19 protein-coding genes are annotated in these 17707 nt (G+C 64.8%); 9 read left to right on the top strand and 10 right to left on the bottom strand.

Going from position 1 to position 17707, the window contains the following annotated elements; all coding sequences use genetic code 11:
* Positions 1 to 6: 6 nt before the first annotated feature.
* Complete coding sequence (locus tag AC50YC_RS06920) at positions 7 to 921, bottom strand: helix-turn-helix transcriptional regulator (protein WP_494952824.1); 915 nt, start codon at positions 919 to 921, stop codon at positions 7 to 9.
* A gap of 190 nt (positions 922 to 1111) precedes the next feature.
* Between AC50YC_RS06920 and AC50YC_RS06915 the strand changes: the two genes are divergently transcribed.
* The 3 genes from AC50YC_RS06915 to AC50YC_RS06905 all read left to right on the top strand — a co-directional run bounded on the left by AC50YC_RS06915 (position 1112) and on the right by AC50YC_RS06905 (position 3419).
* Complete coding sequence (locus AC50YC_RS06915; RefSeq protein WP_494952823.1) at positions 1112 to 2155, top strand: NAD(P)-dependent alcohol dehydrogenase; 1044 nt, start codon at positions 1112 to 1114, stop codon at positions 2153 to 2155.
* A 126-nt stretch (positions 2156 to 2281) separates the two neighbouring features.
* Entirely contained in the window at positions 2282 to 2968 is a 687-nt protein-coding gene (locus tag AC50YC_RS06910) for an HD domain-containing protein (protein WP_494952822.1), read from the top strand.
* A gap of 70 nt (positions 2969 to 3038) precedes the next feature.
* Positions 3039 to 3419 (top strand): DUF7793 family protein, encoded by a 381-nt coding sequence (locus AC50YC_RS06905; protein WP_494952821.1) that lies wholly within the window; start codon positions 3039 to 3041, stop codon positions 3417 to 3419.
* Between the two features lie 11 nt (positions 3420 to 3430).
* On the opposite strand, the gene AC50YC_RS06900 is transcribed toward AC50YC_RS06905, so the two are convergent.
* Positions 3431 to 3883: a hypothetical protein gene (locus AC50YC_RS06900; RefSeq protein WP_494952820.1), complete on the bottom strand. Its 453-nt coding sequence runs from the start codon at positions 3881 to 3883 to the stop codon at positions 3431 to 3433.
* 216 nt (positions 3884 to 4099) lie between these two features.
* Between AC50YC_RS06900 and AC50YC_RS06895 the strand changes: the two genes are divergently transcribed.
* Entirely contained in the window at positions 4100 to 4726 is a 627-nt protein-coding gene (locus tag AC50YC_RS06895) for a dihydrofolate reductase family protein (RefSeq protein WP_494952819.1), read from the top strand.
* 119 nt (positions 4727 to 4845) lie between these two features.
* Positions 4846 to 5187 (top strand): YciI family protein, encoded by a 342-nt coding sequence (locus AC50YC_RS06890; RefSeq protein ID WP_056627301.1) that lies wholly within the window; start codon positions 4846 to 4848, stop codon positions 5185 to 5187.
* A 137-nt stretch (positions 5188 to 5324) separates the two neighbouring features.
* Here the strand turns inward: AC50YC_RS06890 and AC50YC_RS06885 are convergent, their stop codons facing one another.
* The gene (locus AC50YC_RS06885) at positions 5325 to 6524 is read right to left on the bottom strand and encodes an NAD(P)/FAD-dependent oxidoreductase (RefSeq protein WP_494952818.1); all 1200 of its coding nucleotides are present in this window, start codon (positions 6522 to 6524) and stop codon (positions 5325 to 5327) included.
* A gap of 4 nt (positions 6525 to 6528) precedes the next feature.
* Complete coding sequence (locus AC50YC_RS06880) at positions 6529 to 6735, bottom strand: hypervirulence associated TUDOR domain-containing protein (protein WP_494952817.1); 207 nt, start codon at positions 6733 to 6735, stop codon at positions 6529 to 6531.
* Between the two features lie 255 nt (positions 6736 to 6990).
* Between AC50YC_RS06880 and mmuM the strand changes: the two genes are divergently transcribed.
* Positions 6991 to 7959 (top strand): homocysteine S-methyltransferase, encoded by a 969-nt coding sequence (gene mmuM / locus AC50YC_RS06875; RefSeq protein ID WP_494953064.1) that lies wholly within the window; start codon positions 6991 to 6993, stop codon positions 7957 to 7959.
* A gap of 27 nt (positions 7960 to 7986) precedes the next feature.
* Here mmuM and AC50YC_RS06870 read toward each other — a convergent pair whose 3' ends face one another.
* The 4 genes from AC50YC_RS06870 to AC50YC_RS06855 form a co-directional block, all read right to left on the bottom strand.
* Complete coding sequence (locus AC50YC_RS06870; RefSeq protein ID WP_494952816.1) at positions 7987 to 8946, bottom strand: carbohydrate kinase family protein; 960 nt, start codon at positions 8944 to 8946, stop codon at positions 7987 to 7989.
* Between the two features lie 101 nt (positions 8947 to 9047).
* On the bottom strand, positions 9048 to 9842 hold the full coding sequence (locus tag AC50YC_RS06865) for an ATP-binding cassette domain-containing protein (protein WP_494952815.1): 795 nt from the start codon (positions 9840 to 9842) through the stop codon (positions 9048 to 9050).
* Positions 9839 to 10885 (bottom strand): ABC transporter permease, encoded by a 1047-nt coding sequence (locus AC50YC_RS06860; RefSeq protein ID WP_494952814.1) that lies wholly within the window; start codon positions 10883 to 10885, stop codon positions 9839 to 9841. Before AC50YC_RS06860 ends, AC50YC_RS06865 begins: the two co-directional genes overlap by 4 nt.
* Before the next feature lie 109 nt (positions 10886 to 10994).
* Positions 10995 to 12107, bottom strand: coding sequence for a substrate-binding domain-containing protein (locus AC50YC_RS06855; RefSeq protein WP_494952813.1), 1113 nt, complete (start codon positions 12105 to 12107; stop codon positions 10995 to 10997).
* A gap of 164 nt (positions 12108 to 12271) precedes the next feature.
* On the opposite strand from AC50YC_RS06855, the gene AC50YC_RS06850 reads away from it, so the two are divergent.
* From AC50YC_RS06850 to AC50YC_RS06840, 3 genes are all read left to right on the top strand, one after another.
* Positions 12272 to 13270, top strand: coding sequence for a LacI family DNA-binding transcriptional regulator (locus AC50YC_RS06850; RefSeq protein ID WP_494952812.1), 999 nt, complete (start codon positions 12272 to 12274; stop codon positions 13268 to 13270).
* A gap of 43 nt (positions 13271 to 13313) precedes the next feature.
* Positions 13314 to 13607, top strand: coding sequence for a putative quinol monooxygenase (locus AC50YC_RS06845; protein WP_494952811.1), 294 nt, complete (start codon positions 13314 to 13316; stop codon positions 13605 to 13607).
* Positions 13608 to 13745: 138 nt separating this feature from the next.
* A complete protein-coding gene (locus AC50YC_RS06840; protein WP_494952810.1) occupies positions 13746 to 16376 on the top strand; it encodes a GH32 C-terminal domain-containing protein in 2631 nt (876 codons plus the stop codon).
* Positions 16377 to 16512: 136 nt separating this feature from the next.
* Here AC50YC_RS06840 and AC50YC_RS06835 read toward each other — a convergent pair whose 3' ends face one another.
* Positions 16513 to 17055 (bottom strand): alpha/beta fold hydrolase, encoded by a 543-nt coding sequence (locus AC50YC_RS06835; protein WP_494952809.1) that lies wholly within the window; start codon positions 17053 to 17055, stop codon positions 16513 to 16515.
* A 36-nt stretch (positions 17056 to 17091) separates the two neighbouring features.
* Positions 17092 to 17706 carry a hypothetical protein gene (locus AC50YC_RS06830; RefSeq protein ID WP_494952808.1) on the bottom strand — a complete coding sequence of 205 codons (615 nt, stop codon included), beginning with the start codon at positions 17704 to 17706 and terminating at the stop codon, positions 17092 to 17094.
* Position 17707 lies beyond the last annotated feature (1 nt).

The raw sequence follows: 17707 nt of genomic DNA, 5'->3' as shown, positions 1-17707 counted from the left end.
GCGTCATTACGGCTGGAGCGGTGCCGGCCCTGATCGGGTAGCAGCTGGTGACTGCGCCTGCTGCGTCTCCGCCTGACGGGTCGCGGCCCAGCTGGCCAGCAGCCGCAGCGCGTCCCCGGTGGGAGAACCGGGCTCGGCGGTGTAGACAAGCAGCGACAGCCCGGCGTCGGCCGCGAGATCCAGGCCCTCGTACATGAGGTGGAGGTCCCCGACCACGGGGTGCCGGAAGTGCTTGAGCCCGGTGTAGTGCTGACGCACGTTGTGGGCAGCCCACCGGGTGCGGAACTCCTCACTGCGTGTGGAGAGTTCCCCGACGAGGTCGGTCAGGCCCCGGTCGTAGGGGTCACGGCCGGCCTCGGTCCGCAGGATCGCCACCGTGTCATTCGCGGCACGCTCCCAGTCCGGGTAAAACCCGTAGGCCCGGCTGTCCAGGAAGATGAACCGGGCGTGGTTGGCCGGCCGGACAGGGCTGGCGTACATCTCGGAATACAGCGCGTAGCCGAGCTGGTTGGCGGCAAGGATATCCAGGCGTCCGTTGCGCACGAACGCCGGGGCGTTGGTCATCGCGTCGAGCATGAGTTGCACGGACGGACGGACGGGCTGGGTGGCGGGGCGGCGTCGCTGCGGCTTGCGGCTGGTGCTGGAGGCCCGGGCGAGGTCAAACAGGTGGGCCTGCTCCGCCTCGTCGAGCTGCAGCGCCCGCGCCAGGGCTTCCAGGACTCCCTCGGAGACGCCGGAGAGGTTTCCGCGCTCCAGCCGGGTGTAATACTCGACACTGACCCCGGCCAGCATGGCAACCTCGCCGCGGCGCAGTCCGGGGACCCGGCGGTTGCCGCCGTAGACGGGCAGACCCGCCTGTTCCGGGGTGATTTTCGCCCGCCGGGTGGCCAGGAAGTCCCGGGTCTCGCTCTGGTTGTCCATACCTTCAACGTTAGAGGGTGCGGCCCCGTAAGGGAGTCCCTGCCAGTACCCCTTACAGCAGGGCCTCCCTCTCCGGCAGCTGAGTAGTGTTTGATGGATAGTGCCCCCGATGACGTCCGGGCCGAAAGGCCGCACCTGACCGGTGCCGGACGCCGGGGCACCCCCCAAACCATCCAAAAGCAGGAGATCCATGCTTACCGTTAACGCTTACGCCGCCACTTCCGCGACGGAATCCCTCGTTCCGACCACCATTGAACGCCGGGACGTTGGCCCGCACGACGTCCTGATCGATATCAAGTTCGCCGGCATCTGCCACTCCGACATCCACACCGTCCGCGGCGACTGGGGCCCCCAGCAGTACCCGCTGGCACCGGGCCACGAAATCGCCGGCATCGTCACCGAGGTCGGTTCGGCCGTCACCAAGCACGCCGTCGGCGACCGGGTCGGCGTCGGCTGCATGGTGAATTCCTGCCGCGAATGCGTCAACTGCCAAAAGGGCGAGGAACAGTACTGCCTCGCCGGGAACACGGGCACGTACGGCGCCGTCGACCGCGACGGAACGATCACCCAGGGCGGCTATTCCACCCATGTGGTGGTGACCGAGGACTTCGTCGTACAGATCCCGGAGGGCATCGAGCTCGACGTCGCCGCGCCGCTGCTTTGCGCCGGCATCACCACCTACTCGCCGCTGCGCCACTGGGGGGCGGGACCCGGCAAGAAGGTGGCAGTCGTGGGGCTCGGCGGACTCGGACACATGGCCGTCAAGCTCGCCCACGCCATGGGCGCCGAGGTGACCGTGCTGTCACAGTCGCTGAAGAAGCAGGAGGACGGGCTCAAACTGGGCGCCGACCACTACTACGCCACCAGCGACGAAAACACCTTCACGGATCTGGCGGGCTCCTTCGACCTGATCATCAACACCGTCAGCGCGAAGATCGACATCAGTTCCTACCTGCAGCTGCTGACCCTCGACGGCGCCCTGGTGAACGTGGGCGCCCCGGCGGAACCGCTGCCGGTGAACGCGTTCGCCCTGATTATGGGACGCCGGTCCTTCGCCGGATCCATGATCGGCGGCATCCGCGAGACCCAGGAAATGCTTGACTTCTGCGCCGAGCACAACCTTGGCGCCGAAATCGAGGTCATCCCGGCCGAGAAGATCAACGACGCCTACGAGCGCGTGCTCGCCTCCGACGTGCGCTACCGTTTCGTGATTGACACCTCCACGCTGAGCTAGTCTCCGCGGCCGCGGCAAAGAGTGAGGCAAGGGGCCCGGCCGGTTTCAACCGGCCGGGCCCCTCCTGGTTCTGCTGGGCGGAAGATGGTCCTTGCCCGCGGCCGGTTCGGCGGGCACGCTGGCAGGATGACCAAACTGCATCCCGACGCCAACTTTTCCGGCCTGGACATCTCCGCGGGGATCGAAGCGGAGCCCGACGGCGTCCTCGCGCTGGACCCGGAACTGGCCGCCATCTGGACCCTTGCGGCGCCGTACCTGTTGGTTCGCGACAACGACGCCCACACGCTCTACGCCTTCGGGCTGGCCCGGGCGCTTCTCGAGGCGCACCCCGAGGCGGACGCCGCCGTCGTCCTCCCCGCGATCATGCTGCACGACATCGGCTGGTCCCGGGTGCCGCCCGCGGAGGTCCTGCAGGCAATTGCGCCCGGCGGCGGCAAGCCGGACCTGGTGCTGCTGCACGAGAAGGAAGGCGCCCGGCTCGCCGCCGGGATCCTCGCCGAGGCCGGGTACGACGCCGGGAAGGTGCCGGCCATCCTGGACATCATCGACGGCCACGACTCCCGCCGCGAGGCGATGTCGATCGAGGACGCGATCGTCAAGGACGCGGATAAGACCTGGCGGCTCAGCCCGCACGGCATCGACACGGTGATGGATTGGTTCGGCCTGGACCGCGGGCAGGCGCTGCGGCTGTGCAGCCAGCGGGTCCACGGGCATCTGTTCACCGCGGAGGCCCGGGCCATGGCCCGGGCACTGTCCGCGCTGGAATCGGTGACGCTGTGGCCGCAGCGGCAGGCGCTGCCCGGCGCGGGATAGGGCGCCAGCCGGGGGCGCACCGGGGCCATGCTGCAGAGTATCGTCCCAGCTCAGGCCTAGAATGAGCACGATGATGCCTGTAGAAGCTGTCGCCGCCGAAGGGAAGAATTCCCTGAGCGTGCGCGCGGGGATCATTGAATCCGTCTGGCGTCCCGGCTCGTTTGTTGACGTCGACGACGCCAAGGACGCCATGCTGGCCGTGGCTCGACTCAGCGGAGGCACCCCGATGCCGATGCTCTCCGAAATGACCGATGTGGAGATCAGCGCCGCCGCCCGGTACGAGTTCGCGCAAACCACCGGTGTGCTGGCCATCGCGGTCCTCGGATCCAGCGCAGTGGACCGCGTGGTTGCCGCCGCCATGAGCCGCCACACCCTGTACCCGCACGAGTTCTTTACCTCCAGGAACGCCGCCATGACCTGGCTGGCGGACGTCGTCAAAGGCCGGGGCTAGGTTCTCCCTGCTCAGACTCCGCTCAGGGTGTCGATGTAATCCAGCGTTTTGGCGCTGACATGCCGCACGGCCGCAAGGTCCTCCCGGAGGGCTGTTCTCCTGGCCGGGTCACCGAGCGCGGCTCGGAGTTCCACGACCGTCTCGATGCCCTGGCGCTCGAACACGCGTGTGATGTCCTCGACCTGGGCCAGGCGGCCCGGCGACGGCCAGCTGATAACGTCCGAGAGCTTCCCCGTCTCAAGGTGCTGGCGGAACCCGCTGGTCGTGGCGGCATCCGGCCATGCCGCAATCAAGGCGTCAACGCGCGGCTTGACGGTCTCGTGGTAGTTCTGCCGTCGCTGCAAGGTGGCATCGACAATGATCGCCCCGATGTGGTCCCAACCACGGCTGGCTTCGGTCGAGGCGTCTGTGCCGTGGGAGTCCTTTGGCGCCGGAAGGTTGGCAGCATCATTATCGCTAGTCATAAGTGAATACTTCCATGAGCCGGACGTGAGCGTGTGGCTGCGGCAGTCGAGGTCGGGGGAGGGGATCCCGCCAAACATATCTACGAGGGCAAGAAATCCGGGTCCTTGCCTAATCTGGCCCTGCCGCCTTCGGAGGGAAGACGTGAACCCAACGCGCAGCCATTGCCCTTGGTGTCTGCGTTGCATAGCCTAACCATGCCGAGCAGGGAGAAGGCCATGAAGCTGACAGTGACCGAGTTCGTGAGCATCGACGGCGTATCGCAGGGCCCGGGATCGCCTGAGGAAGACACCAGCGACGGGTTTACCCGGGGTGGATGGCTTGTCCCCTACATGGACCAAACATTCATCCGCCAGGCCGCGGAGTGGCTCAGCCGGGCCGACGCGCTCTTGCTCGGCCGGCGCACCTACGACGCCTTCGCGAGGGACTGGCCGCAGATCACAGATCCGAACGATCCCTTCACCCCGTCCATGAACAACCTGCCGAAATACGTCGCCTCGCGCACCTTAACCAGGGGCACATGGAATCCGACCACGATCCTCTCCGCCGACGTCGCAGCCGAGGTCGCGGAGCTCAAACAGCAACCCGGACGGGAACTCCAGATCCACGGAAGCGCTCGGCTCGTCCAGTCCCTGCTAGCCGCAGGGCTGATCGATGAGTTCCGACTCGTGATTGCTCCCGTCATCGTCGGTCTCGGTCGCCGCCTCTTCCCCGACGGCGGCCCGTCCGTGGGACTGCGCCTGGTCAGCAGTCAGACCACCCCTGGCGGACTCACCCTCCAGGTCTACGAACAAGCTGGACTCGCCACCTACGCGACCTACACGGGCGTCTCCGATCTGCCCTAGCAGTCAGACCTGCAGCCTTTTAGTGAGGCCCGACACCGCCTCATAATAGGGCTGAGCACCAAAGCGGTGCCGCAGAGAAGAGCCGACGGCTGGCGCCGTCGGAGGAGAGGAGTCCTCGCATGACGAAGTACCTGATCTCGTTCCCCGGTGAGGCCATGGTGTTCCCCGAGGAGGACTTCGAGGCTGTGGTCGAAGCCTCGCATGCCGTCATCGACGAGGCCAAGGCGGCGGGCGTGTACGTCTTCGGCGGCGGCATCGATGAGGACGTAGACCCCGTGCTCGTGGCCGGTGACGGCACCGTCACCGAGGGCACGTACCCAGGGCACAAGGTGCCCAACGGCGGCTACACCGTTCTCGAGCTGCCCTCGCGGGAGGCTGCACTCGAGTGGGCCGCGAAGATCGCCGTCGCCTGCCGCTGCTCGCAAGAGGTCCGGCAGTTCCAGTACGACCCGGCCAGCTGACGAGGGCAACCTCAACCAAAGGGTCGTGCATTGCGCGCCCATAACGAAAGAAGCGCAGCAGCGCACAGGGCGGGTGCCGTCGATCGACGGCACCTCGCTGGCCTATTCGTCGATCGGACCCGGGTGGCCATTGAAGGCTAAGCGCGGCCTTTTAGGATCAGGTTCCAGTACACCTGGGGGAAGATATCGCGGTCCACAACCCATGATGCGCGGCTTTCTTTCCACGTTGGCACCTTCGGGACAGAGGGCATGGGCCGGTACTGGTCATCGAACTCAGCGAAGACAACCGTTGCGCGGGAAACCGTGAAGGGGCACACCGAATATCCGTCGTACTTCTCCGTCAGGGGATTGCCCTTCCGGGCCGCTACCAGGTTCTTGGCCAAGACCTTCGTCTGCTTTCGCAACGCACCGCCGGACTTGGAGTTGGTGGTCGCCGCGGCATCCCCCAAAGACCAGATGTCCGGAAAACGGACGTGCCGGAGGGTCTGCGGATCCACCTCCACAAATCCGCCGGAGTCGCCCGGAGCGGGCAGCTCCGTGGCTTTGAGCCAGTCCGGGGCCGACTGCGGCGGGACGGCATTGAGCACGTCGTAGTGCAGCTCCTCGGTGGCTCCGGTTGCATTGTCCCGGATCAGCGCGTTCTGTGCCGCAGCGTCCACCGAAACCAGTTCGCTATTGAGACGCAGTTCAATGCCGTACTCGGCAATCTTGCGGTTCAGCTCGTCATCCACTCCGGGCACTCCGAACACGGTGGGGTACGGCTGCACCATGACTACCCGAATGTCCTGGAGCACCCCCTGCTCCCGCCAGTAATCGCAGGCCAGGTACATCGGCTTCTGTGCGGCGCCGCCGCACTTGATGGGGCCTGAGGGCATGGTGAAAACGGCGGTCCCGGCCGTGAGGCCGCTGAGCAGCGTCCAGGCCTTGGCTGCCAGGCTGAATTCATAGTGGGACGCGCCGGACGGGGAATGGACGGCCTCTGCCAGACCAGGGATCTTGTCCCAGTCCAGCTGCAGGCCGGGGCAAACCACCAAGTGGCCAAACCCCAGTTGCCCGCCCGAGGCCAAAGTCACCGTGTTGCCTGCCGGGTCGATGTCCACTGCGCCGTCCCGGATCCATTCCACGCCCCGCGGCATAACGTTGCGCTGGGGCCGGCTGGCTTCCGAGGCCTTAGCCCTCCCGCCGGCGATGTGGGAAAACAGCGGCTGGTAGAAGTGGTGGTCCTGGGGCTCCACCACGGCTACATCCTTAACCCCGTAGCGATGGAGGCGCGCCGCGAGGGAAACTCCGGCGTTACCCCCGCCGATAATGAGGACTTCGCGGTACTGCCCGGCCATGACGTTACTTCCTTACAGTCAGGGCAGAGGCTTTGTGGGCTGCCCGGGCGCCGGTTTTAGCGGACTCCACGACGTACTGCGGCTCGTCCTCACTGGCCCGGTGGGTTTTTCCGTCCACCTCGAAGTCACTGACTTTTTTCTGCACGATCTTGCCGTGGGTGGGGCCCTGGGGCGTGTTCCATTCCACGGGTGTTCCCTTGCTCAGCGACATCGGTGCTCCTCGGATAGGACGGTTCCAGCAGCGCATGGGTGACCTGCAACCGGAGCCTCAATAGTAAGCATGATGAGCTTTATTGGGTATGGTCCGCTGGCTGCCGGGATCCTGTTACGTCAGCCCGGCTCCCGGCAGCAACGCGACGGCCGCCCTCCTCTCACTGCACGTTGTGCTACCTTGCATTGCCGGACCACGAGGCGCCGCGTCTGCCCGGCAGGCAAGAACGAACCGAACCGTTTGGAGTCCGAAACGATGCCCAGTAACACCAAGCTGTCCCGCATCCTCGATGCCGGAGCGAACCTGACCGTGGACGGCGCACTTGCCACCGAGCTCGAAGCGCACGGCTGCGATCTGGAAGACCCGTTGTGGTCGGCTAAAGTCCTTCTGGAACAGCCTCACCTCGTCAAGCGCGTACACCTCGATTACTTCCGCGCCGGAGCAGCGGTCGCCATCACGGCAAGCTATCAGGCCACGACCCTGGGATTTGCGCGGCGCGGCCTCGGCGAAGAAGAGGCCTTGGAACGGGTGGGGTTGAGTGTGCGCCTGGCCGATGAGGCGCGCCGCGAGTACCTCGTCGAAAACCCGGATGCGGGCCCCCTGCTGGTTGCTGGGTCGGTCGGACCCTACGGCGCGTACCTCGCGGACGGATCGGAATACCGGGGCGACTACGTCCTCAGCCGAAACGAGTTTTTGGAGTTCCACCGGCCTCGAATCGCGGCGCTGGTGGACGCCGGAGCGGACTTTCTGGCCTGTGAGACGCTGCCTTCATTGCCGGAGGCCGAGGCCCTGGTGGCACTCATGAAAGAGTTCGACGTCGAGGCCTGGCTCTCCTTCACGCTGAGGGATGGCGGCCACATCAGTGACGGCACGCCGCTGGCTCAGGTGGCAGAGCTCTGCAGGGATCAGCCGCTCGCGGTGGCGATCGGCGTAAACTGTGTGCCGCTGGAGCTGGTCTCCCCAGCCCTGGAGGCCTTGGGCAACGCCACCGAAACGCCACTGATCGCCTACCCAAATTCGGGAGAAACTTATGACGCAGTCACCAAGACTTGGGGGCCGGCCGCGGCCGGGGACCGCCCGGCGGGCCCTCATAGCAAAACGCCCCTAAGCCTTGCGGAGGGAGCGCCGATCTGGCGTGAACTTGGTGCCCGGCTCGTGGGCGGATGCTGTCGAACGACCCCGCACGATATCGCCGCCGTGGCAAGGCTGTCCGGCAATCCCTGACCAGAATCTCCCGGCGGGGATTGTGCTTCAAGAACCCGCGTATTGGGCGACGGACGGGGCGCCGATTGCCATGTTGAGTTCTTCCAGGGTCGGAGGATTCGCTCCCGGGCGCTGTACGGTAATGGCCGCGGCTGCAGCTGCGGTGTGACCGAGCTGGTCCAAGACAGCTGGGGCAAAGCCCTCGGTTCCCCGGGTGAGAAAGCCCAGGATCAGGGCGGACATGTAGGAGTCTCCGGCGCCGATAGTGTCGGCAACTCTGCATTTATCGGCAGGAATGCCGACGTTAGCGGCGGCGGTCGTGAATTGTGAGCCGTGCGCGCCCTTGGTGATGACGGCAAGTCCGGCGCCCAAGCCGAGGAGGTGGGCTGCCGTTTCGTCCAGGCTTTTTTGGGGGTACAGCCATTGGGCGTCCTCGTCGCTGAGTTTGACGACGTCGGTTAAGGGCACGAGCTCTTCGAAGATGGCTTTCGCCTCCCTGTGGCTGCCGAGCAGGGCTGGCCGGATATTCGGGTCGTATGTGATCATGCAGTGTCTGTGGGCCTGTTCGAGGAGAGATTTCACGGCGCCGGCGCCGGGACTAAGGAAAGTGGCGATGGATCCGGTGTGCAGAATTCTTGGGAAGTGGGCGGGGGCTGCCGGGGCAAGGTCCCAGGAGATGTCGAAGTCGTACCTGGCGGAGCCGTCCGGTTCAAGTGTTGCTGTTGCCGATGCCGTCCGGGCCATGGATCTTGATCCGGGCAGAAGTATCACTCCTGCGCTGCGGAGATGGTTTTCGATGGCGATCCCCCGCGCGTCCGGGCCGATGGCCGTGAGCAGACCGGTGGTTACGCCGAGGCGACCAAGTCCGTAGGCGACATTGGCCGGCGAGCCGCCAGGGTGTTCCACTTGGTTGTGTGACGTAGTGACCACGTCGATCAGCGCTTCACCCACGACCATGACGTCGAGCGTCTGGTGAGGGTCGCGCCGGGCTGTTTTGAGGTAATCCATGCTGTGTCTCTCGTGGGAAGCTGATGGCGGGGCGCGTCCGAGCCACTTCAGTCCGCGGACTGGTAACCCGGTCCGCGGACTGAAATGGCGGCAGCAGTGGATCAGGCGGTGGCTGCGCCGGTCATGATCGCAACTGCATCGGTCATGGTGTGTGATTGCGGGGTGATGGTGGCAGCGCATTTGCCGAGGCGCTGGATGTGGATCCTGTCCGCTACGTCAAACACGTGGGGCATGTTGTGACTGATCAGGATGACTGGCAGGCCGCGGTCCCGGAGGTCCCGGACCAGCTGCAGGACCTGGTTGGATTCCCGGACGCCGAGAGCCGCCGTCGGCTCGTCCAGCACGACAACCTTGGAACCGAACGCCGCGGCGCGGGCCACGGCCACGGCCTGGCGCTGGCCGCCGGAGAGGTTCTCCACCGGCACTGTGACGTCCTGGAGGGTGGAGATTCCCAGCCGGGCCAATTCCTGTTTGGCCTTCGTGCGCATGCCTTTGGTGTCAAGCATCCGGAACACGCTCCCGAGGAGACCTGCACGCCGTTCTTCCCGGCCAAGGAACAGGTTGGAGGCGACGTCCAGGGCCGGCGAGACGGCAAGGTTCTGGTACACCGTTTCGATGCCGTGGGCACGGGCGTCCTGGGGGCGTTTGAAGTGGACCGGCTGCCCGGACACCATCAGCTCGCCGGTATCCGGAATTTCGGCACCGGTGAGGCACTTGATCAGCGTGGACTTTCCTGCGCCGTTATCGCCGATGATCGCCAGGACCTCGCCCGGGTAGAGGTCCAGGCTGACGCCGTCCAGCCCTACGACGCGGCCGAAGGTCTTGACGAGGTTCCGGGCCTGCAGGATGGGCTGCCGAACTTGGGTACCGGCCGGCTCCAGGTGGGTGGCGGTCATGATTTCACCTTTCGGATCCACTGGTCGATGGACACAGCGACGATGATGAGGACGCCCACGGCGAGTGTCTGGTAGAGCACGTCCAGGCCTGCGAGGGAGAGGCCGTTGCGGAAGACGCCAACGATCAGGGCGCCCAGGAGGGTTCCCCATACGGACCCGCGTCCGCCAAAGAGGCTGGTTCCGCCGATAACGACGGCGGTGATGGAGTCCAGATTCAGGTCGACGCCGGCGTTGGGACTGGCTGCGTTGGTGCGGCCGATCTGTATCCAGGCGCCGACGGCCAGGACAGCGCCGGCGGCGAGGTAAACGCTCATGAGGACTTTGTTGACGGCGATGCCGGCCAGGCGGGCGGCTTCCTTGTCATCGCCCACGGCGTAGACGTGCCGGCCCCATGCGGTCTTCCCGAGGATGAACGCGACGACGATGTAGAGCAGGAGCATTACGACGACACCGGTGGAGATCCTGACCGGGCCCACCGGGAACGTGGTTCCGGTCCAGGTGAGCAGGTCAGGCATGGCCGAACCGCGCACTGTCGCGCCGTTGGAGTAGAGCAGGGTCAGGGCGATGAAGATATTCAGCGTGCCGAGGGTGACGATGAACGGCGGGAGCCGGAACCGGGTGACCAGGAACCCGTTGAGGGCTCCGGCCGCGAGCCCAACGACCAGGCCTGCGAGGAGTGCGACGGGTGCGGGCAGTCCGTTGTTGACGGCGAGCTGGGCCACGACCATCGATGAAAGGATCATGACTGCCCCGACGGAAAGGTCGATGCCTGCGGTGAGGATGATGAGGGTCTGGGCGATGGCCAGGGTGCCGACGACGGAGACCTGCTGGGTAATCAGGGAGAGGTTTTCAACCCGCAGGAACCTGTCGTTGAGGAGGCCGAACACGACCACCGCGATGAGAAGTACGAGGGCAGGGCTGACGGCGGGGTAACGGTGGAGGATATTCCGAATCCGGCTGAGCGGCGTCTGCCGGTCAAGGAATTCCTCCGCCAGGTCGGCGTGCCCGGTGCTGGGCGGGCCGGCGGTCTGTTGCTGGGTCACGATTGATCCTGATCTTCGGTGGGGTTTGCTAGAGAAGTCCTAGCTCGATGGGTGCAGTGCGGGGAGGCCGGCAGCGGGCGCCGGCCTCCCCGGCAAAGAACTGTCTGGGCTACTTTCCCCAGCAGATGTCGGTGGCTTCGGTGGTGGTGATGCTCTTAATGCCGTCGGCCGGCTTGTCCGTGACGAGCTCGACGCCGGTGTTGTAAAAGTCCAATCCTGCGGAGTTGGCCGGCTTCTTGCCCGTCTTGGCGAGTTCCACGATTGCCTTGACGCCCAGCTCGGCCATCTTTACCGGGTACTGCTGGGCTGTGGCACCGATGACGCCGGACTTGATGTTGCCGACGCCGGTGCAGCCGCCGTCCACCGAGACCACCAGGACGTCCTTTTCCTTGCCGGCGGCCTTCAGCGCCTCGAAAGCACCCGCGGCCGCAGGTTCGTTGATCGTGTAGACGACGTTGATGTTCGGGTTTTTGGCGAGCAGGGTTTCCATGGCGGTGCGTCCGCCGTCCTCGGCGCCCTGCGAGGCCTGGTTGCCCACGATCTCGTAGTCGCCTCCCTTGCCGCCGGTGTACGTGCCGGTCTTGGCTTCATCGCCGTTCTTCTTGGCGTCGGCGGTGTCGACGCCGAGGCCCGTGAGGAAGCCCTGATCCCGGTTGTAATCAACCGAGACGACTTTGTCGTCAAAGAGATCGATGAGGGCAATGGTTGCCTTTTGCCCACCCAGCTGGGCTGCGGTCCACTTGCCGATCAGCTCGCCGGCGGCGAAGTTGTCGGTGGCGAACGTGATGTCTGCTGCGTCTGCCGGGTCCGGCGGCGTGTCCAGCGCGATGACGAACAGCCCCGCATCCCTCGCCTTCTTCAGTGCGTCCACGACGGAGGGGCCGTTGGGCGTGATCAGGATGCCCTTGTCGCCCTTGGAGATGGCGTTCTCGATGGCCTGGATCTGGGTGTCCTCGTCACCGTCAGCCTTGCCGGCTGCGAGCTTCAGGTCCACGCCCTCGGCAGCGGCTGCCTCCTTAGCGCCGTCCTGCATGGAGACGAAGAAGGGGTTGGTGGTGGTCTTTACGATCAGGGACACGCCGACCTTTTCGGCGGACGCGCTTCCGGGGGTAGCGGTGGAGGTTCCGCCGCAGGCGGAGAGGCTGAGGGTGCCGAGGGTCAGTACTGCGCCCATGGCGAGCAGGCGGTGGGTCATGGTGTGCGGGGCTTTGGAACTCAACATTGAATCTCCTGTTTTCGGGGCACTTCCGATGCCTGACAACGATGTCAGGCCTCATGTAACCAGCGTCACAAGGTAGAGTCAATGAAAATTCGATGATGAAGGACGATGTTGTGACAACGATGTCTAATCGTTACCAGGCGGACCCCGCGAAGAATCGCCCCACCATGCGCCACGTTGCAGCCTTGGCAGGCGTGGGCATCAAGACGGTTTCCCGCGTCATGAACGATGAGCCGGGCGTCTCCGAAGCCACCCGCCAGCGCGTGCTGGACGCGTCCCAGCAGCTCAACTACCAGCTGGACATGGCGGCGGGGAGTCTCCGGCGGACCGGCCGGCAGACGCTTTCGATCGGACTGTTGCTGCCCAGTGTGGCCAACCCGTTCAGCGGCGAGATCCATCGGGCCCTGGAAGACGCTCTTGCGGCCCGCGGCATCGCCGTCTTTGCCGCCAGCCTCGACGACGACCCAGAACGGGAAAAGGCCCTGGTGGCCGCCTTCCTCGGGCGGCGGGTTGATGGCCTGGTCCTCACTCCCATAGCGCGGAGCCAGTCCTACGTCATTCCGGAACACTCCCGCGATCTGCCCATGGTGTTCATCGACCGTGAACCCGTGGGCCTCGAGGCGGACGCCGTGGTGACGGACAACGCTATCGGTGCCGCCAGGGCAGCCGCCCAATTCCTGGCGCATGGTCATACCAAGCCCGCCTTCCTGGGCGACCGCACGGACATCCAGACTGCCCGGGAACGGCGGCGCGGCTTCATCGAGGAACTGGGCCGGGCCGGTATTGCAACATCGACGGTTCCGGTCCGCGACGGACTCCATGATGAGGAGGCGGCACGGCTCGCCGCGCTTGAACTGCTCAGGGCCGAGGACCCGCCAACGGCTATCTTCTCCAGCCAAAACCTCGTCACTTTCGGCGCCATGCGTGCTCTGAGGGAGCTCGGATTGAGCAATCGCGTGGCCTTGATAGGGTTCGATGACTTCACGCTTGCCGACATGATGGAGCCCGCGGTGACAGTCATCGCCCAACATCCCGAGCGGATCGGGAGGCTGGCAGCGGAGCGGCTGCTGGCCAGAATTGATGGCGACAAGCAGCCTGCGCGGACGTATGTCGTTCCCTCTGAGCTGATTCAACGAGGCTCCGGCGAAATCCGTCCTCCATCATGAGGCCATCTATGGCTGAACAACCGATTGATTTGGAAGGATACCCGTGACCAAGACCCTGTACGCCGAATTCACCGTCAAGCCCGGCAGTGAAGCCCGCGTGGCCGAAATGATGCTTGAACTAACCGAGAAAGTCCGGCAGGAACCGGGCAGTGTTCTATTCCTTCCGTACACGGGGGAGGAGAATCCCAGGGACTACTTCGTCTTCGAGGTTTATCGCGATGAAGCCGCGTTCCAGGAACACATCCGAGCCGATTATGGTGCCCGATTCAATGCGGAGCTGGCTCACCACATCGAGGGTGAGGGGTCGGCGCTGACCTGGCTCCTGCCCCTGGAGTAGTCTTCAGCCGGGTGTCCGCCAGCCGGCGTTGCCCGAGTCGCCAAAACCGTTGACTTGTCTGACGGACATAACTTAGCGTCCTTCCCACTGACAACGTTGTCTACCGGCAACGCGCGCGATGAAGGGCGAAACAAGCAGATGAAGAGAACAACCACCCGCAGGACGCAAGCCGTGTCTGCACTGACGCTCGCGGGACTGACGCTGGCGGCGGCACTGGCAGGTTCCCTGCCGGCGTCTGCCGACACAAGCCTCGGGGAAGAACCCTACCGGCCGGCCTTCCACTACACGCCCGAAAAAAACTGGATGAACGATCCCAACGGGATGGTCTTCCACAAGGGCGTCTACCACCTGTACTACCAGCACAATCCTTCCGGAAACACTTGGGGGAACATGTCCTGGGGTCATGCCACGTCCAAGGACCTTGTCCACTGGGAGGAGCAGCCCCTGGCGATCTCCACCGATGCCCAGCAGGACATATTCTCCGGAAGCGTCGTGGTGGACAAGGACAACACCTCCGGTTTCGGAACAAAGGAGAACCCGCCGCTGATCGCTATCTTTACCAGTGCGTACAAAGACGCTTCTCCGCATCGGGGCCTGCAGGCGCAGTCGCTGGCCTACAGCCTGGACGACGGGCAGACCTGGACGCAGTACGATCAGAACCCGGTTCTGGACCGTAACTCGGCAAACTTCCGCGACCCCAAGGTCTTCTGGTACAACCAACCCGGCGGCGGTGGCTACTGGGTGATGACGGCGGTAGAGGCAACCGAACACAAGGTTGTCCTGTACAAGTCGACCGACCTCAAGGACTGGACGGCGCTGAGCGAATTCGGGCCAGCCAACGCCACCGGGGGACTGTGGGAATGCCCGGACCTGTTCCCGCTCGCCGTGGACGGCGATAGGAACAACATCAAGTGGGTCATGGTCGTCAATATCAATCCCGGCGGTGTCGCCGGCGGATCCGCCGGACAGTACTTCGTCGGAAGCTTCGATGGCACCACGTTTACCTCCGACACCACCAAACCGGCCGCAGCGCTTCCTCCCGGCACGGTCCTGGCCGGGTTCAACGACGGAACCTACAACGGCTGGACGGTGAACAACGAGCCGGGCAACTGGAAAAACGGCCCTTTTAGTGACGCCCCCGCCTCCGGCGCTCTTCCCGGCCAGAGCCCGGTAACCGGATTCGGCGCCACCGGCCTTATCAATTCCTTCAACGACGGCGACTGGCCGCTTGGGTCCATGCAGTCACCAACCTTTACGGTGTCCGATGACTATTTGAACTTCCTCGTGGGCGGCGGCAAGCACCCGCGGGTCTCCGACAAGCTGGACAACACCCCACCCGAGGGCGAGCTCAAGTTCAACGGCTTCGAGGTTCCCCCAGGGACCACACTGGCCGACGCCGACTGGACCGGAACCGGCGACCTCGCCCCCAATTTCCAGCCCTCCGCCAGTGGCGGTGACTTTTACATCGGGGCCAAGCGGGTCAACACCTTCGACACCGGCACCGCACCGGGCGATGACCGGCAGGGCACCCTGACATCACCGGAATTCCCCATCACCAAAAATTTCATGAGCATGCTGGTCGGCGGCGGCAACCGCTCCGCGGACTCCGGACAGATTCTTGCCGTCCAGTTGCTCATCAACGGCAGCGTAGTCCGCTCCCTGGCAGGAGACAATGCCGGAATCCTGAACTGGAAGGGCTGGGACGTCTCCGAATTCGCGGGACAGAACGCACAGTTGCGGGTCGTTGACCAAGCCACTGGCGGGTGGGGACACCTTACCCTTGACCATGTCATGCTCACCGACGCAGCCGCCGTGCCCAGGTCCGATGAAGAATCCGTGAACCTGGTAATCGATGGACAGGTGGTGCGAACGGCCACCGGAAACGACAGTGAAACGCTCGACTGGGCTTCATGGAATGTCAAGGAATTCGTCGGCCAAGAGGCGCACATCAAAGTCGTCGACAACAACCGATTCGGCTGGGGGCACATCCTCGCTGACGAATTCATGGCGAGCTCCGCACCCGCGACAACCCGACTGCAGTCCTATGACTGGCTGGACTACGGCCGTGACTACTACGCCGCCGTGTCCTTCGCCAACATGCCAGAGGACAAGAGGGTCATGCTGGGCTGGATGAACAACTGGGACTACGCCAACGACATCCCCACCAACCCGTGGCGCAGCGCCATGTCCCTGCCGCGTGAAGTGAAACTGACGCAGACCCCTGAAGGTCCCCGACTCGCCCAAAGCGCCGTCAAGCAGGTCGACAAGCTGGCCCAGAAGCCAAGCTACTCAACCATGGGAGGCATCGCGATCGCGGAGGGAACGACCCCGCTGCCAGCGGCTGCCTCGGGTCAGGTCCAACGCGTCGACATCAGCTTCGCTCCTGGCACGGCCAAGAAATCCGGCATCACCGTGCTGGGCGATGGAACATCAGCCACCGTCGTCGGCTACGACGCCACGGCCGGGACGATGTTCGTTGACCGCACCAAATCCGGCAACACCGCGTTCCACCCGGCCTTCGCTTCAATCGAGGACGCCCCCGTCACCCTGGATGCGCAGGGGAATATCACGCTCCGGATCTACCTCGACCGCTCATCGGTAGAGGTGTTCGCCCAGGACGGTCTGCGGACCATCACCGACCAGGTATTCCCTAACGCCGGAGCAGACAAGATGACCCTCTTTGCAGAAGGCGGGTCCGCCCAGCTCAAATCACTCACCGTGACTCCGCTGGAGAAAGCAATGTTCCTACCCGAAAAGAAGGAGCCCTAGCCTACCGCCTGACCCGCTCCGCGGAATTGGAGGTGAAGGGACTGCGTACGGTATCGCACCGGACTCAGTCCCTCTACCTTTTCCATACTGCGGTGGCCGCGGCTGAAACAGGCACACCCAACCGGAGGAACCGACGTCAGGGTCTACGCAGGAAGTCCCGCACGGTATCGATGTACTCCGCGGCCCGCGTTGCCATCACACCGTGGCCGGCGCCCGCGAAAAGACGGACCTCAGCCTCGGGATAGAGAGCCCGGAGCGCCGCACGTGCCTGGGATGAGAACGCCTCGTCCCGAAAAACGCTCGTGGACGGGACTCCCTCGGCGTCGAGTATCGCCGCGACCCCTGCCACGAGCTTGGCCATGGTCCGCACCGAGGGATAGGAGGGGGAGATGACGCGGAAGCGGGGTTCGAAAGCGGTGATCGTGCGGAACGCGGAATCGCCGAAGGACAAGCCCCCGCCCAGGACGAGAAGCGCCGGTCTGGCTTCCTCAGCTGCGGCGGGAACGTCCGCGGCATATGGCGTGGCGGGTCCCGCGATGTACTGCCATTCGACACCGCCGACTGTCAGCGACCGGCGCGGGTGGGTGGCACGGAACGCCCGCAGTTCGGCATAGCCGTCAATGGATCCTCCCGCCGGATGGACTGATAGGAGGGAGACTACGCCGCGGCTTCCGGCCATCGCAACGGATTCCTGGGCAAGGCGTTACCAGCGGGGTCACCAGAATTTCTGCACACTGGAGGCGGCGTCACGCAGCCGGGAGCCGTCCAGGAAGATGGAGCACTCCTCCAGACCGAAGTCTTTCCACTGTGCGACCAGCTGAAGGGTCCCTACCGTCGGCAGCGGCCAGAGCCACAGCGTGCAGGAGCCGGAAAGTTCGTCGTCGCCGCCGTTCCCGCCGCCGTTTCTCATCAGGAGCACCAGCGGATCGGGCTCCTCGGTGCCTTCGAAGAATCCGTGGGGGTGCGCGCCGGTGCTGGACTTTGAACCGTCAGGGAAGGCCGCGCCGAACAGAAGCACCGAAGCTCCCCCGGCGACCCTCCGGGCGCCAGGCCCGGGCCGGAAAAACATCTCGTTGAGGTCCGCCCATTCCTCATCGGTCTGGTCGCCCCGGCGGATGGTCCAGGACACGTCGAAGGAACAACCCGTTGAGAAGACGTCCGCGCTCTTGACGGCCATCACCATCGTCGGGCCCTGGTGCAGGAACTGACCGATCTGGACGACGGCCGGAAGCTCGTACAGCGGGGCGCCGGCCCAGACCGGCGGGACGTACCTGACCGCCCTGCCGCGTGGGGGAGTGGGCGGCACGGGAAAGTCCTGGAAAAAGGTCATG

The organism is Pseudarthrobacter sp. MDT1-56 (genome assembly GCF_059383555.1).
The sequence above is the reverse complement of the archived record's forward strand: the minus strand, read 5'-3'. Positions and strand labels throughout refer to the sequence as shown.

Excerpts from the sequence above, each read along its gene's own strand:
- AC50YC_RS06920 (WP_494952824.1), bottom strand. The coding sequence starts at position 921 with ATGGACAACCAGAGCGAGACCCGGGACTTCCTGGCCACCCGGCGGGCG.
- AC50YC_RS06915 (WP_494952823.1), top strand. The coding sequence starts at position 1,112 with ATGCTTACCGTTAACGCTTACGCCGCCACTTCCGCGACGGAATCCCTC.
- AC50YC_RS06910 (WP_494952822.1), top strand. The coding sequence starts at position 2,282 with ATGACCAAACTGCATCCCGACGCCAACTTTTCCGGCCTGGACATCTCC.
- AC50YC_RS06905 (WP_494952821.1), top strand. The coding sequence starts at position 3,039 with ATGATGCCTGTAGAAGCTGTCGCCGCCGAAGGGAAGAATTCCCTGAGC.
- AC50YC_RS06900 (WP_494952820.1), bottom strand. The coding sequence starts at position 3,883 with ATGACTAGCGATAATGATGCTGCCAACCTTCCGGCGCCAAAGGACTCC.
- AC50YC_RS06895 (WP_494952819.1), top strand. The coding sequence starts at position 4,100 with ATGAAGCTGACAGTGACCGAGTTCGTGAGCATCGACGGCGTATCGCAG.
- AC50YC_RS06890 (WP_056627301.1), top strand. The coding sequence starts at position 4,846 with ATGACGAAGTACCTGATCTCGTTCCCCGGTGAGGCCATGGTGTTCCCC.
- AC50YC_RS06885 (WP_494952818.1), bottom strand. The coding sequence starts at position 6,524 with ATGGCCGGGCAGTACCGCGAAGTCCTCATTATCGGCGGGGGTAACGCC.
- AC50YC_RS06880 (WP_494952817.1), bottom strand. The coding sequence starts at position 6,735 with ATGTCGCTGAGCAAGGGAACACCCGTGGAATGGAACACGCCCCAGGGC.
- mmuM (WP_494953064.1), top strand. The coding sequence starts at position 6,991 with ATGCCCAGTAACACCAAGCTGTCCCGCATCCTCGATGCCGGAGCGAAC.
- AC50YC_RS06870 (WP_494952816.1), bottom strand. The coding sequence starts at position 8,946 with ATGGATTACCTCAAAACAGCCCGGCGCGACCCTCACCAGACGCTCGAC.
- AC50YC_RS06865 (WP_494952815.1), bottom strand. The coding sequence starts at position 9,842 with ATGACCGCCACCCACCTGGAGCCGGCCGGTACCCAAGTTCGGCAGCCC.
- AC50YC_RS06855 (WP_494952813.1), bottom strand. The coding sequence starts at position 12,107 with ATGTTGAGTTCCAAAGCCCCGCACACCATGACCCACCGCCTGCTCGCC.
- AC50YC_RS06850 (WP_494952812.1), top strand. The coding sequence starts at position 12,272 with ATGCGCCACGTTGCAGCCTTGGCAGGCGTGGGCATCAAGACGGTTTCC.
- AC50YC_RS06840 (WP_494952810.1), top strand. The coding sequence starts at position 13,746 with ATGAAGAGAACAACCACCCGCAGGACGCAAGCCGTGTCTGCACTGACG.
- AC50YC_RS06835 (WP_494952809.1), bottom strand. The coding sequence starts at position 17,055 with ATGGCCGGAAGCCGCGGCGTAGTCTCCCTCCTATCAGTCCATCCGGCG.
- AC50YC_RS06830 (WP_494952808.1), bottom strand. The coding sequence starts at position 17,706 with ATGACCTTTTTCCAGGACTTTCCCGTGCCGCCCACTCCCCCACGCGGC.